Origin of the sequence: Paenibacillus sp. 2TAB23, assembly GCF_052115165.1 — a bacterium.
GTDB lineage: Bacteria > Bacillota > Bacilli > Paenibacillales > Paenibacillaceae > Pristimantibacillus.
Window position 1 is genome coordinate 249,356 of sequence record NZ_JBFRGD010000010.1, and the last position, 14,857, is coordinate 264,212.

General features: G+C 44.4%; 12 protein-coding genes and 2 pseudogenes. 6 read left to right on the forward strand and 8 right to left on the reverse strand.

Translation table 11 applies throughout. The features are described from left to right. Together AB4Z29_RS16580 and AB4Z29_RS16585 are read right to left on the reverse strand one after the other, a co-directional pair. Positions 1 to 1,101: a GerAB/ArcD/ProY family transporter gene (locus AB4Z29_RS16580; RefSeq protein ID WP_441944141.1), complete on the reverse strand. Its 1,101-nt coding sequence runs from the start codon at positions 1,099 to 1,101 to the stop codon at positions 1 to 3. Positions 1,102 to 1,364: 263 nt separating this feature from the next. Further along, positions 1,365 to 1,724, reverse strand: a complete 360-nt coding sequence (locus AB4Z29_RS16585; RefSeq protein WP_441944142.1) for a MerR family transcriptional regulator — start codon at positions 1,722 to 1,724, stop codon at positions 1,365 to 1,367. Between the two features lie 118 nt (positions 1,725 to 1,842). On the opposite strand from AB4Z29_RS16585, the gene AB4Z29_RS16590 reads away from it, so the two are divergent. Then, positions 1,843 to 2,481 carry a nitroreductase family protein gene (locus AB4Z29_RS16590; RefSeq protein WP_441944143.1) on the forward strand — a complete coding sequence of 213 codons (639 nt, stop codon included), beginning with the start codon at positions 1,843 to 1,845 and terminating at the stop codon, positions 2,479 to 2,481. 225 nt (positions 2,482 to 2,706) lie between these two features. Here AB4Z29_RS16590 and AB4Z29_RS16595 read toward each other — a convergent pair whose 3' ends face one another. Then, a complete protein-coding gene (locus AB4Z29_RS16595; protein WP_441944144.1) occupies positions 2,707 to 3,360 on the reverse strand; it encodes a TetR/AcrR family transcriptional regulator in 654 nt (217 codons plus the stop codon). A gap of 233 nt (positions 3,361 to 3,593) precedes the next feature. Between AB4Z29_RS16595 and AB4Z29_RS16600 the strand changes: the two genes are divergently transcribed. The 4 genes from AB4Z29_RS16600 to AB4Z29_RS16615 all read left to right on the forward strand — a co-directional run bounded on the left by AB4Z29_RS16600 (position 3,594) and on the right by AB4Z29_RS16615 (position 8,442). After that, on the forward strand, positions 3,594 to 4,379 hold the full coding sequence (locus tag AB4Z29_RS16600) for an SDR family NAD(P)-dependent oxidoreductase (protein ID WP_441944145.1): 786 nt from the start codon (positions 3,594 to 3,596) through the stop codon (positions 4,377 to 4,379). Between the two features lie 244 nt (positions 4,380 to 4,623). Then, on the forward strand, positions 4,624 to 6,402 hold the full coding sequence (locus tag AB4Z29_RS16605; RefSeq protein ID WP_441944146.1) for a helix-turn-helix domain-containing protein: 1,779 nt from the start codon (positions 4,624 to 4,626) through the stop codon (positions 6,400 to 6,402). A 224-nt stretch (positions 6,403 to 6,626) separates the two neighbouring features. Then, complete coding sequence (locus tag AB4Z29_RS16610) at positions 6,627 to 7,640, forward strand: ABC transporter substrate-binding protein (protein ID WP_441944147.1); 1,014 nt, start codon at positions 6,627 to 6,629, stop codon at positions 7,638 to 7,640. Positions 7,641 to 7,674: 34 nt separating this feature from the next. Further along, positions 7,675 to 8,442, forward strand: coding sequence for an IucA/IucC family C-terminal-domain containing protein (locus tag AB4Z29_RS16615; RefSeq protein ID WP_441944148.1), 768 nt, complete (start codon positions 7,675 to 7,677; stop codon positions 8,440 to 8,442). Positions 8,443 to 8,616: 174 nt separating this feature from the next. Here AB4Z29_RS16615 and AB4Z29_RS16620 read toward each other — a convergent pair whose 3' ends face one another. Beyond that, positions 8,617 to 9,486: a helix-turn-helix domain-containing protein gene (locus AB4Z29_RS16620; RefSeq protein WP_441944149.1), complete on the reverse strand. Its 870-nt coding sequence runs from the start codon at positions 9,484 to 9,486 to the stop codon at positions 8,617 to 8,619. A 163-nt stretch (positions 9,487 to 9,649) separates the two neighbouring features. Between AB4Z29_RS16620 and AB4Z29_RS16625 the strand changes: the two are divergent. Further along, positions 9,650 to 11,617, forward strand: a pseudogene (locus AB4Z29_RS16625) (beta-galactosidase trimerization domain-containing protein). Between the two features lie 234 nt (positions 11,618 to 11,851). On the opposite strand, the gene AB4Z29_RS16630 reads toward AB4Z29_RS16625, so the two are convergent. From AB4Z29_RS16630 to AB4Z29_RS16645, 4 genes and pseudogenes are all read right to left on the reverse strand, one after another. Then, entirely contained in the window at positions 11,852 to 12,757 is a 906-nt protein-coding gene (locus AB4Z29_RS16630; protein WP_441944150.1) for a haloalkane dehalogenase, read from the reverse strand. 139 nt (positions 12,758 to 12,896) lie between these two features. After that, positions 12,897 to 13,751, reverse strand: a complete 855-nt coding sequence (locus AB4Z29_RS16635) for a helix-turn-helix domain-containing protein (RefSeq protein WP_441944151.1) — start codon at positions 13,749 to 13,751, stop codon at positions 12,897 to 12,899. Positions 13,752 to 13,772: 21 nt separating this feature from the next. Continuing rightward, positions 13,773 to 14,324: a helix-turn-helix domain-containing protein gene (locus AB4Z29_RS16640; protein WP_441944152.1), complete on the reverse strand. Its 552-nt coding sequence runs from the start codon at positions 14,322 to 14,324 to the stop codon at positions 13,773 to 13,775. 398 nt (positions 14,325 to 14,722) lie between these two features. Beyond that, positions 14,723 to 14,857 (reverse strand): annotated as a pseudogene (locus tag AB4Z29_RS16645) (IS30 family transposase); the annotation flags it as partial.

A 14,857-nucleotide genomic window follows, 5' to 3' on the forward strand; every position in this document is an offset into this window, starting at 1 on the left:
CTAAAGAGCCGACTTTTTCCATGACCTTTTTACCGTATCAATGATCAAAAGGAAAATAGGTAAAATGATTTGGGTAAATAAGGCATGGCTCGGATAAGTATATTTAAGATAATGACTCAAATCGGTGGAATAATTCACAAAAACAGAAACCGATCCTAATACGGACAATATCGTTATAGGGATAACGAAATCCCTATAGTTTTTAAGGTTAAAAAGATGGCAAAAACTTAGACAGATAATAAAGAAGGTCAGGGATATTTTAACAAAGCAGCCCATAACCCATATCGCTACCGCTAAAGCTTCCAAGCGTTCAAAGCTTCCTTGAAAACCTATATACTGAATGACGCTTAATAAGGGAAAAGTCAATTTTTCCGTCAAAGGGCCAAATATCATAATCAAAGGTAAAACAGTAATGGCTAGAAGACCAGAGATCGTACATAACCCAATAAACGAAGCTTTGAATGCTTTTTTCGGTTGGTTTAAATAAGGAAGAAGCCAGCCTAAAATAAAAAATTGACTTAAATATGCGGCAGGAAATATCGCACCTTGAAGAACGGGGAACATACCGTTACTCAGTACAGGACGAAGACGCTCAGGATCATATTCCGCGAGCATAAGCATCAAGAGCGGAATCAACAAAACAAACATGACTAAGGCAAGGAACTCGTTGGATCTAGCTATTGATTCGATTCCCATATAGACAGCAATGCCGCATAAAAGCGCTAACGATAAACTAACCACGATTGGCGGGCTTTTGTGGAGCAGAACCGTATTGATAAACTGGATATGCTGGTTAAGAATGATGAAATCAAAATTAATCCAGTAATAAATAATATACAAGCCGAGACCTTTTCCTAGCCATTTTCCGACAATTTGTGAGCTGTACTGAATAATGGTTTGACCGGGGTAGCGATTGGACAATATGGTCATGACCCAAATGTTAATAAACCCGATCAAGACAGCAGGGAAAATCGTTATCCACGCGTCTTGCTTGGAAATCTTAATCATCAAACTTGGTATGATAAGAATGACGGTTGGCGCTATGAAGGAAAATAGCAAAAAACTTAATTGAGTTGCCGATATTTTTTCAGCAGATTTCATTGTTGTTCTCCTTCAGAATCGATATACACCAATTATTGCCTTTCTTAACTTCTCGTAAACAGGGTAACAGGATGAACGAAACCGATTCAGCCGAAAACAAAGCTGTAGCTTCGTTGTTCGTAATCGTAAAGGCTGGAAAAAACAAAAAACAGGAAAATGCGATCCCGAAGGACGCATCTTCCTGTTTTTTACGATCAGTTTTACAATATAGGACAGGCCGCGGAGGGGTTAGTTACGTTTTAATAGAGCTTTGTTTTTAATTTTTAACACGGTGACCGAAAATTCGCTTTGCCTTCCAAACTTGCAAGCAAAAATTTTTTAGATTTTCTCAATCGTTTTTGAATCTCTTCAATTTCATTGATTTTTTGTTCTACCATTTTCTTCTTTGCCTCATAAGATAACTGAAGTTGTTGGTTTACTAACAAGCTTAACTCTTCTATAGAAAAGTCTACAGATAAAAGGGACTTCACATCATCTAGAAATGCAACAATCTCTTTAGAATAAATACGATAATTATTTGCATCTCTTTTAACAAATGAGTCCGGAATTAAGTTTTTGCGTTCATAAAATCTCAATGTCGATATGGGTATGCCCGTTAATTTTGAAACGTCATTTATTTTCATTATATCGCCTCTTTACTTGTTGCTATAAACCTAGGTTTATAGTTCATAATACGAATATGATAACGAATGACTTTCACCATGTCAAAAAAAATTTATTGTTATCAAAAGGAGATGCTTTATGTTTAACCATATTCTGAATAACGATTTCACCAATATAGTCAAGGGTCGACGTTCCGTGCGTCAGTATGATGAGACTATTAAAATCTCAAAAGAAGAGATCAGCGAGATTATTAGGGAAGCCAGTTTGGCTCCATCCTCCGCTAACATGCAGCCTTGGCGCGTCATTGTGGTTAATACGCCGGAAGGTAAAGAAAAATTAAGACCGCTTGTGCGTTTCAATACATTGCAAAATGATACTTCTTCAGCCATGCTGTTAATCTTCGGTGATACCCAAAGCTATTTATATGCGGAAGAAATTTATAATACAGCGGTTGAACAAGGAAAAATGCCGGCTGAGGTACGAGATAGCCAACTCGAAACCATTCTAACGATGTTTCCGACTCTATCAAAGGAAATGAAAGTTGAAGTTGCAAAAGTCGATAGCAGCCTCTTTGCCATGCAGTTAATGTTGGTAGCTCGCGCACACGGGTATGATACGAATCCAATGGCAGGTTTTGAAGTTGATCAGTTAGCAAAAGCATTCGATTTGGATGAAGAGCGATATGCTCCAGTAATGATTGTCTCAATTGGAAAAGCAAAAGAAGAGGGTTATGAAACCGTTCGATTGGATTCTGACAAGATTACCTTTTGGAGGTAATCATTTATCGGTAAGCTATAAACGATTTATTTATAAAAAGCAATACGGGGGATAGGATTGGCAAAGGAGCAGGCAGCCGTGGACGAGAAAATAAAGTCCAGACTGCCGCTTCTTTGTTTAACGCTGTACACCTGCTCGGTCGAAAAAGACATCATTCCAATAGCAAGCTCTATTTCCTGTTCGCTCGTCACTGACATATGACACGTTTCACTTTAGTTTCTTTGATTATATGTTGCGATTAAAGAACGTTACAATTAAATTAGATACCGATCTATCATATAGTTTTTTAGCAATTTCCTCGTCTTGTATATGTCCTCCTAAATGCAGGTGAATGGCGCCATGTAGAGATGCCCAGACAAGGTTAACAACTAGGATAGGGTCTTTCTCGGAAATAAACCCTTCTTCAATCGCTTTAGTAATTATTGTAATGACTTGTTGTAAAGCCGTTACGATAGCTTGTAAACTTTCCTCTTCAGGCTTGAATTCGCTAAAGGCTCCACCAAACATAACCATATAGTAGCTGGTATAATTCCGTGAGAAATCCCAATAAGCTTGACCAAGATGTCGAAGATATTGTTCAAGATCCACTTGCTCTGGAATCGATTGAAAGGAAACTGCTAGCAATTTGCACCCTTCCAGAAAAAGTTCTTTAGCTAGACCTTCCTTGCTTCCAAACAAGTTATATATGATTTTTGTGGGGCATTCCATTTTCTCAGCGACCCTGCGAATGGTTACGGCTTCGGGACCGAATTCCTGCATAATGGCTGCGGCAGCTTCTATAATATTTAGTCTTACTATTTCTGAATGCTGATGTTTGGCTTTTGGGTAGGTTGTAACGAAATGAGCATTTTGGGAAGTTGTTTTGGATGAATTGTGCATGTAATTTCACACCCTTAGAACATTAGTTTTCTAAAATAGACTTCATATCTAAACCTTATTTTACTGTTACGTAAGGAAAATTGCCAATGTTTAAATGATTACGCAAGCATAGGAGTAACGATTCAGTTGTCTTGTCCTATCAAATACTCCATTTGACATCATAACCCATTTTGTATACACTGTTTCTTAGTGAAACAGTGTTTCAAATTTTAATTCAAAGGGGAAATTAGACGATGATAGCATTACAAGGCAAATGGACATTGATTACGGGCGCTTCTTCGGGAATAGGTGAAGCGTTTGCTCGTGAATGTGCAGCAAAAGGGAGCCACCTCATTTTAGTAGCTCGCTCGGAAGATAAATTGATTGCTTTAGCTGAGAAATTACAAAGAGAATATCGTATTCAAGCGGAAGTTATTGTTTCAGATTTATCTCAAGAAGGTTCCCCAAGCAAGCTATATGAGCAATGTTTGGAACGCGGTATAGGTGTTGATATTCTTATTAATAATGCAGGGTTCGCTACTTATGGCATTTTTGAACAACTCTCTGGTTCAAGACAGCATGAAGAAGTGATGTTAAATGTGTCGGCTGTTGTGAATCTTACTCATTTATTTTTACCAGAAATGTTGAAAAGGAAAAGCGGAGTTGTGATTAATGTAGCTTCAACAGCTGGATTTCAACCGCTTCCCAATATGGCTGTATATGGAGCAACAAAAGCATTCGTTTTATCTTTTACTGAGGCGCTCTGGGAGGAAAATCGAAAACGAGGTGTACAATTTCTAGCTTTATGTCCCGGTTCTACTGAAACAGAATTTTTCAATGTTGTAGGGGCTGATGAAGCTTCTGTTGGTAAAAGAGACACTCCCGAAAATGTGGTGCAAGTGGCTTTTCGCTCGCTTCAAGCAGATAAAGTATATGTTATCCCGGGAATTAAAAACTATATTTCTGCTCAAATGTCACGCTTCTTAACTCGAAAACAAATGCTATTAGTAGTCAGTCGTATGCTGCGTACGCGTCATTAATATTGCAATGTTCGACACGTAACACAATTGGCATGTAAAGATGTGAACGATCAGAATCGTTTCATTAAATATAGTGGTTTTCAAATAGAGAGTGTGTGGTAACATCTAATTAAGATCATTTCGTATTCGAATCTTATGATAAGAGAAATTCTGTACACCGATTGCCTTGAAGAACAAACAATGAAAAAATAGACGTCACGACTCTAAGCCAATTAAAGACCCTCTTAGGAGTTGACATCATACTATGATCGTAGAGAATCACCTCATATTGTGGAATCATATTTCGCTAAAAATCATTGATTTGCAGCGTACGATGCTTCCGATTGGCGAGCATTCGCATACGTTCCAGCTTTCGTCGAGTGTTCTGCTATACACGATACATGGTCGTGCGCGGCTCCTGCTGGACGGTGATGAGCACCTGGTACAGAATGGATATGTTTGTCATGCCGGCAAAGGTACAGTTCTTTCGATCATGGACATCACCGACCCATTTGAATATTACATGATTCAATATAAGGCATCATTGCCGCTGCCGTGCAGCCAAGATTTGCTTGAATTGATGAATAATACAGAACCGTTTGATGTCCAGTATGGGTTTGGTGTCGGCCATGCTGCTCCGCTGCTCATAACCTTGTCCCGAATGGAGCAGGAATGGAACCAACCGGAGGCGATGGCAAAGCTACAGGTCAAATCGTTATTTTATCAATTCATTTGTGATCTGATGGGACAACTACAACAACAGCGACTGGAGCACGAGACGCCAGATATCGTACTACAGGCTGTCAAGTATATGGATGAACACTTTGCCGAACCGATTACAGCAGATACACTTGCAGCGTTATTGCAATCTAGTCCTCGGACCATGCAGAGAATGTTCAACAAGCGGCTTGATATGGGTCCGATTGACTATCTCGTGCAGGTCCGTATAGAAAAAGCGAAAGCATTATTATGTCGTACGAATGCGGGGCTCAAGGATATCGCAGAGTCAGTTGGTTATGCAGACAGCTACTATTTCAGTCGAATATTCAAGCGTTGTACGGGCGTTTCTCCAAGCATGTATCGAGAATCAATGCTGCAAGTCAGAAGTGCCGAACCGGATGATATTGCTTTAACGCCGGGCCTGGTAGCAGCTTGCAGCGAAAAGCTAGAGCGATCTGATCCACTTCAAGTTGCTATTCGTCGATCACAGCGGACGATTATTCATCTGAAGGGGGAACTGCTGCTCCTGCGGCAGCCACAAAAAATTGCAGTTCTGGATCCCCAGTTTATGGATCATATGCTGGCTCTTGGTGAGCAGCCTGCCGGCAGCGTTATGGTAACGGGTGATTGTAGCAGTGTTCCGGAGCATCATATTGAGAATCTGCGCATGATCAAGCCATTGGGAACGTTAGCTGCGCCCGATTTCGAAGCATTGCGTGTTTTGGCGCCCGATCTGATTATCTGCACAGAGTTTCAGAAGAACATATATGAAAGCCTTTCGCGTTTAGCGCCGACCATCATGCTTGAGCGAAACCGTAATTGGAGAGACACGCTGCGAATCATTGGACGAATTACGGGCAAAAAACGTGAGGCGGAACAAGTCTTGCAGCAGTATAAACACAAAATCAATACTTTGAAAACAGCACTCGCAGCCAAGCTGCATCGGCAGTCAGTAACGTTTATCCGGCCGCAGGATAATAGCATTAGGCTGCATTCATGCGCGCATCGCACGGCGGCGATTCTTTACAAAGATTTGGGGCTTTATCCGCCAAAGCTGGCACTTGACCGTAAAAGTACCAGTTCTATTCTTTCTTTGGAGAGTTTGCCGGAGCTGGATGCAGACCATTATTTCGTATTGACCGACAATAAATATAAGGCTTGGTCCGATGAGATCCAGACTACGGTTACATGGAAAAATCTGCGTGCCGTGCAGCAGCAGCATGTTTACCACGCCAAAGCGAGCATTTGGATTGCGTATTATGGTCCTATCGCAATGAATCAGGTAGTTGATCAAGTAGCGGAAGCTTTCCTGGATGCGAAATAAGTTAGCATCAACTAAAGTTCAGGAATTAACTAGCGTTTGATAACCCATTTCTTAGATAAGCACTGTGGCATTCAAATCTGTCGATTTGAGCAACAGTGTTTTTTTGACGCCATAATCTATCGCGATTGGCGCAATTATCCATTGAAGATAATAGAGCAAGTCGTTATAGTGTGTTAAGTGACGATGAGTGTCATTCTCAATTAGGAAGCGGAGGAATTATACATATGTATCCGAGCAACAAATTAGCGTGGACCTTATTCTTGATCGTAAGTTTAGTCATGATTCTAGGCGCGTGCTCAGGCAACTCAAATCAAGGAATCAATAACGCTGGGGCAGGCACGACGAATCAATCTCAAGCGACAAATGAGCAGAACGTAAATAGCAACTCCGGAGCGGAGCCTGTTCTTCTTGCACCGGTAACCATTCAGCATCTGAAGGGTGAAATGACGCTCGAGAAGGTACCGGAGAAAATCGTGGTGTTGGACGTTCAATACGCGGATCAAATGCTGGCACTTGGATTCCAGCCGGCGGGCAGCGTAGTAGCCGAAACTGACAACGGACTTCCTCCATACTTAGGCGATAGGATGGGGAATATTCCGCTTCTCGGAACGTATGTGGAGCCCAATCTCGAAGGAATTATAGCAATCGAACCGGATCTTATCATTGCCACTGAATTCCATGATGAGATTTATGATGAATTACTCAAAATCGCACCAACGATTTCATTGGAGCGCAACGAGGATTGGCGGACCGTACTGCTGAAGTTTGGACAAATTTTGAATAAGCCACAAGAGGCGCAACAGCTGGTTGATGGATACGAACAAAAAATAAGCGAGTTAAAAGCAGCGTTGGCAGATAAAATGAAGGATCAAACGGTTGCGTTGATCCGTCCAAGAGATGCTATGATCCGACTCCAAACAACCTCACATCGAACTTCACAGATTCTATACGATGATCTAGGCTTGACCCCGCCGGAAATGGCAGTGAACAGCAAGGATTCAAGTACGATGATTTCGCTTGAAGTTCTTCCTGAATTGGCAGCCGATCATATGTTTCTACTCCAGGATGATACGAACCTGGAGCTTACGACTGAATTTCAGAACACGGCGATTTGGAAAAATCTGAACGCGGTTAAGGAAAATCAGGTATATGCAGAAAATACAGCGCAGTGGATTGGCTATTATGGTCCAATTGCAATCGATTTAATCGTCGATCAGATCGCTGATGCGCTCAATTAATTCAGCTCGAGCGTAGAGTCCTAGGAGGTATTGTATGAACAAGCTGTCACGAATTGAACAGGATGAATGGGATTACTTAAACGAGCAGTGGGGCTTGTGTGAATACAGTGCGACCCGTTCCGAATCTTCGGTTAGAGCTTCGGATTTGCTCGACGAAGAGCGGTGCTCTGAGTATTTGGACAGATTGACAGCGCTTCTACAATCACCATCACGGATGACCACAGCCTCGCAGTTTTTTAAACGATACGCCTTCATAACGTCTGTTCCATTGCTGTACGCTATGACGGTGTACAGCAAAGGACTGGATTTATCTGCCGAGAATTGCTTCATTGAATCTTCAAAGAGCCACCCCGGATTAGCGCATGTAAGTCTAGCCTTTGTGAAAGCTGCAATGCCGGAAAGTAGTGAACGTCATGATTGGCGCGATACGGTAGTCCGACGATTTTTTGCCGGAAATTTAGGGGAATTAATAGCAGTCATGTCTAAAGTGGCCAATGTGCCTAAACCGATATTATGGGAAAATGTTGCTGTTCGCGTGTTCTCGCTATATGAGAAACGAATCGGGGTTACCGGAGTGCAACAAGAGCAATCCCGAGCTAGAGAGGACTTTCACTATCTGGTACATCAGGCTCCTGGTGAACTATTCGGGGAAAAACAAAATCCGCTAAGCCGTTTTTACGGCAAGCCGACATGCTCATCTGCTTCTGAACCATCACTACGGATTCGCAAAACGTGCTGCTTCTACTATGAGGTCTCCAGTGTTAATGAATATTGCACGAATTGTCCGAAATGGAGGAGCTAATAAATCTAAGGCTTGTTCGTCCGATAATTGATTAAATATTTGTAACCAGAGGCTGCACCCAACTCGTTATACAACATAGGAACCTCACAATTGATTTACGAAATGACCTCAAAATCCACAGTGAAGTGGAGGCTGAGGTTTTTTTTCATGGTTATGGAGTTTGTCGGCTGTTTGTCAGGCCATGCCTATTCGGGCTGACCGATATTGACCCGGCGTCATTCCGGTATGTTTGCGAAATAAGCGAATGAAATAGTTGGCATTCTCAATGCCTACCCGCAGGCTGATTTCGGACACGGAAAGATCCGTGTTCTCAAGCAGTGCTTTGGCCGTTCTGATCTGCAGATCGTGCATATACTGGAGCGGGCTCATTCCCGTATATTTTTTGAGGCAGCGTGCGATATAGTCGAAATGGAAGTGAAGCGCCTGCTCCATATGCCTCGCGTCAAATGGGATGGTCAAATGCTGCTGCAGATAGGCGATCGCTTGGTCGCAGAGCAGTCTGGACCTTGGTACGTATTGCGTTCGCAATGCCGTTTGCAACTCAACGAACAGGCCGGCCAGCTGCGTCTGAAGGGGCAAGGAGCTTTTGGGCGATAAGGTATGGTGCAGCTCCAGCATCCGTTGCAGGAAAGGGACAACGTCAGGGCCATGAACGCTGGTGAATTTCGGAATATACATAACCTGCCGGTGCGGCGCGACATCATGATCGGTTCCTTTGGCTGAAGGGACGGACCACGGAATTTGACCGCTTTCGATATTTCGCACGGGTGCAGGATGGACAAAATGGATCCAATAAATTTCAGTCGTTTCTTCGCATGGGCGATGACCGACATGTGTGAGATTCGGCTCGAGCACAAGCATGGAGCCTTCCTTAATCTCGTATTGGACATCGTCTTCCGTTATATACAAAGTTCCTTGCAAGACGAATAACATGTCGTAAACGTTGAACGACCGGACAAAGTGCTGCTGTCCCGGCGGCCAGTAGGAATGGCCTATTGTCAACAATTGGGGGAGTGGAGGGATCATTAGTTCCAGACAGCGCATCGCACGGGCATCTCCTATTCGTTGTAAGCGTTTTCTAATTGTATCACATTCTCACTGCTCGGAAGGTAGAAAATGTGCTATAAAAAGTCGCTTATGAACCTGTCCGGCGGAACGTGGAGCTTATATAGTTAAGCTATACGAACCGGAAAGGAAGATACAACTTATGCGATTCCGCCAGGTCCATTTAGATTTTCACACTTCTGAAGCGATTACGCCGATCGGAGCCCGTTTTGACAAGAAACAGTTTCAGGATATGCTGCAGCTAGGCCATGTCGATTCCATCACGCTATTCTCCAAATGCCATCACGGCTGGGCTTACCATCCGTCAGAAGCGAACGAGATTCATCCGGGGCTTGGCTTCGATTTGCTTGGCGCCGCGATTGAGGCGGCACATGAAATTGACGTTAAGACGCCTGTATACTTATCGGCCGGTCTGGACGAGAAGCTGGCGAGGCGCCATCCGGAATGGTTGATCCGCGACGAGAATGATCATACGAATTGGGCTAAGGGCTTCATGGAACCGGGCTATCACCAGTTTTGCATGAATTAACCTTATCTGGATATTCTGCTCGAACAAATTCGCGAAATGCTGTCCCGTTATGACGCAGACGGCTTATTCCTTGATATTGTCGGGATTCGAAAATGCTACTGCCATAGCTGTGTCGAGAGCGTACGGCAGGAAGGAAACGATCCTCGAGAAGTGGCTGCGATGCGTCTTCTATGGGAGAAAACGTATGCGAATTATACGGCAAAGGTGAAGGAAACGGTTGAATTGGTGAAGCCGGGACTGCCGATCTTCCATAACGGCGGGCATATCGCTAGGGGCCGTCGCGACTTAGCTGCTATGAACAGCCATTTGGAGCTGGAATCGTTGCCGACAGGCGGCTGGGGCTATGACCATTTCCCGCTATCGGCCAGGTACGCGCAGACGCTTGACGTTGATTTTCTTGGCATGACCGGAAAGTTCCATACGTCCTGGGGAGAATTCGGCGGCTTTAAGCACCCGAATGCGCTGCGTTATGAAACAGCGCTCAGCATTGCCAATGGCGCACGTTGTTCCATCGGCGACCAGCTGCATCCCGACGGTTGCATGGATGAAGCAACGTATGCTTTGATCGGGGCAGCTTATGGAGAAATCGAGGCCAAGGAAGCTTGGTGTGTGAAGACGAAGAATGTTGCGGATGTGGCGCTCCTGTCGTTAGAGGCAACCAGCGTACATGCGAAGGCGGACGCTCAGAATACGCATTCGGATGCAGGTGCTGTACGGATGCTGCTTGAGGGTAAAGTACTGTTTGATGTCATCGATAAAGAGCAAGATTTTACAGCTTATAAAGTGTTGATTCTTCCGGATTATGTAGCGGTGGATGACGAACTGCAAGGCCAATTGGAGTCTTATATGCAGCAGGGCGGTAAACTAGTCGCGACGGGTTGGTCCGGACTTCATGCTGAAGGCAATCGATTCGTAATCGATCTCGGAGTACGGCATTTAGGAACCAATCCGTTCCGTCCCGATTATTTCCGGCCATCCTTTAAGCCTGGCAGCTTGGGGCAAGCCTCCTACATTTTCTATTCCCAGGGACAAAAGATTGAGCTAGCTGGCGGAACCGAGCTGGGACAACGTGAAGATCCGTACTTCAACCGCGACGTATTCGCGTTCTGCTCGCATCAACATACGCCGAGCAGCAATACTTATGGTGGACCTGGGATGGTAGAGAGCGGCAACGGCATCTATATCGCCTGGAATGTGTTTGAAGATTATGCGACCAAAGGCAGCTTGATCCTGAAAGAAGCGGTGCTGTTCGCACTGAATCGACTGCTTCCCGCCAAGACGCTGGAAACGAGCTTGCCTGCGCAGGGCGTGATTACGCTGCAAGAGCAAAGGGAAGAGAAGCGACTGGTTAATCACCTGCTGTACGCTTCTCCGGTACGTCGAGGCGAAGGGATTGAAGTGATCGAGGATATCGTCCCGCTAAATAATGTGAAGGTGTCCGTTCGGACGGTCAATCCCGTGAAGCAGGTTTATCTTGCTCCGCAATTAACGCCGCTTCCTTTCAGCTATGAGAATGAAACCGTTGCCTACACGGTACCCGTGCTAGAATGTCACCAAATGGTCGTAATCGACTACGAATAAAGGAACGGTATTTCATAATCGCTTTACGTACGAGAAGGTCGAGAGACCGAGCCGGATGCGTAATTTGTTCACGATTTGTTCGTAATCGTTAGTGCTTGAGTGTTTCACAGGCAGACGCCCGGAAGGGGGTCTGCTTTATTTTTGTGTTTTAACCCATTTAATTGCAGATGAGATTCGCCGCTTGAAATATGGCTCGTTCATACGGTTTCAAGTCATAGTGAATGGGCTTTTCTTTCATTCATTCATTAACATCAGCCATCGCTGCAATTCACGGCCAATCGCATGAGGATTCTCTTCTAGTAGATGGTGGAAGCCTTTCCCGATATCGAAGAGCGAAAGGTTTTGGAGATGGCTCCGGCACCAATCGAGCTGGGTCTCGCGTATTGTGCAGCCAGGAGTGGCATAGAACAACAGCTTGGGAATGGTGGAAGCTATGAACCACTCGTTACGGGCTTCGACAGCAGCCACGACTTCAGCCGGCTGTCCTCCGATTGGAATCTGGTTTGGGAAAACCCACATGGGCTTCCGGTCTTCCGGATTGCGGAAGGGCTCGCGGTAACGCTCATGCTCCTCTGTCGTGATTTGCCGATTAATGATTGTTTTCGTCATACCCTCGATAAATACGCTTTGATCTCGCATGAACGGCCATCCCTGCTCTGAGTCGCGTAAAGTTTGGAATAGAGTATGCGAATCAGGTGGGGAAAAGTCAGACCATGCCCGATTGGGATACAATGCTTGCGGTTCGAGCATGACGACCGATTTGATGCGGGAGGGATTGTTCATCGCATAATGCAGCCCGATTGCCGCACCCCAGTCGTGCCCGACAAGCACGAAAGGCTCAAAATCCAATTGTTCGATGAATTGGGTCACATAATCGACTTGTTCAAGAAACGTGTAACCGATATTCGGTTTGTCTGATCGCCCCATACCGATCAAATCGACCGCAATGCAGCGATTGGTGTTCTGCGCGTAGGGAATTACATTGCGGAACGTGTAAGACCAGGTAGGATTACCATGTAAGAAGACAACCGGGGCGCCATTTCCTTCATCAATGTAGTGGAGTCGATGTCCGTTTACCGTCGCGTATCTCGATTCGTATGGATAATCTATCCCGATTGCTTCCGTGTTTATTATGGACACCTTGATCCAACTCCTTGTCATGAATAAGTAATGATTTCCCGATCTTATCATTCCATCGAAGACGGCCCATTGTAAAAATGCGACAAGTTGCCGATAAATATAGCCTTCCCGACTGAATGAATGCGGGAAGGCTATTGTCTCAAAAATATAGCTGTTGGTCTGTGGACGAAGAAGCATCGCTTTTGTTAAACGATTTTTTTAGCTCTGGTTGAAACTCGCTATTGAAAAACTGCGCTGGCGTTCTGCCTGCGAACGCTTTAAAGCTCTTGGCAAAGTGAGCATGATCGCTGTAACCGCATGCCTGTACGATATCCAGATAGTCATTGCCAGCATTATGAAGCCGGATCGCGTGTTGGAAACGGACAATGCTCGCGAAATGTTTGGGAGATGCCCCGATCAAGGCGTTGAACTTGCGTTCCAATGTTCGCTTGCTCATATATGACTGTGTGGCGAGCCGCTCGATCGATACATCACCATGACGCTTCATGATATGTTGGGCGGCGTATAGTATGGAATGTTCTTCATAATTGTTCCGCAGCCTACAGACCAGGAATCGCTGTACGATACCAACCCGATCTGCTGCATGGGTCGCGTATAATAGTCGTTCTTCCATTTCATGTACTTCTTTGCTTGGAAAAATAAGGTCGAGAGGTGTATTCGCATCTTGAAATTCATGAATGGGATATGCCGTAAACGGCGTTAATCCCCCGGGTTTAAATTGAACGATAATGGTACCGATGGCTCCCGTGCTCAGATATTCCTTAACAGATGTTTGTACTCCTGTTAATCCGCTAGATCCCATTTCGAATACCTTGTCATTCTCCAATCGTTTCATCGGCTGTCCATATTGGATACCTATAACGGTCATGGCTGATGGCAATACTTTGACAGGGTTACGGTTAGCGAAGTTAGTCCGGTTAAAGTCCTCTTGCAAAAGCAGGGAGTCGATATATGGAGACAGCTCCGGTAATGGAGAGAAACGTTGAAGCAGCATGAAGACGCTCCTCTGCAAAGTTTAGATCAGATCTTGTCCGTTCTCATTCTCAGTATAGATGGAAATCAAAACGATGGCAGTGTCATCGCCTATATTTCTTACTAAATGCGGAGTGCACGCGTTCCAGCTGAATGAATCGCCTTCTTCGAACGCAGCCGCATCCTCACCCTGCACCGCATATACTTTTCCTTTAATGACGATATGGACCTCTTCACCTTCATGTGCGTGTGGTGCAGCTCCTGTAGCGGCGCCGGGAGGAAATTCGACGAGCATCATCTTGACGTTCTTCGTGGAGCTAAGATGTTCGACTTTTAAATTTTCTGGACCGCTGGTGGTGATTTTTCGTTCATCCTTCCGAACAAAACTCATCCGTTCTTCTTTCTTTAATAGCAAGTAGGCTAAAGGTACATGCAAGGCTTGCGCTATGTTTTCCAGTGTTGCTATGGAAGGGGACGTTTTATTTGTTTCAACCTGACTCATGAAACCTTGGGACAGCCCAGTTGTTTCGCATATTTGCGCGATGGTGATATTTTTGCGCTTCCGAATTGTCCGTATCGTGGATCCGATATCCATCGCATTCACCTCTTGAATATTAGTAATATGAATTATAAATACATATTAACAATTTAAGTATTGACAAGTCAATGATCTGCACGTTAAATTACTCATATAAAATATATTTCATTATGACTAATATTTTTGTTCGCATTGTATCTAAATAAGTTGAACGAATGAATGAGCTGCGCAAGCGGAGAGAACAAAGTTGTTCTAGTGAAATGATATGTTTGCTTTTACAGACCCAATGGTAACCTTAAATGAAGTTATCGAATCCAAACCATTTGGCTGCAAACGCGATCGGAAAAATGACTTTGGTCACGCAGCGTTAACAGCATATTCATGTTTCGTTCATCTTATATAGTCGGTGCGGAGCAGTCGCCACTTTCGATAGACCGTTTTAATATGATGAATTGTCAAGCTAAGTGCGACACCTCTTCCATGAAGGCTTCGTGAGCCGACCTCCACCCGAGACATTTACGAGGACGGTTGTTAATCAAACGAATGGCATCAGCGAGTTGCTCATCTGTAACGGAAGCGAAGTCATGCCC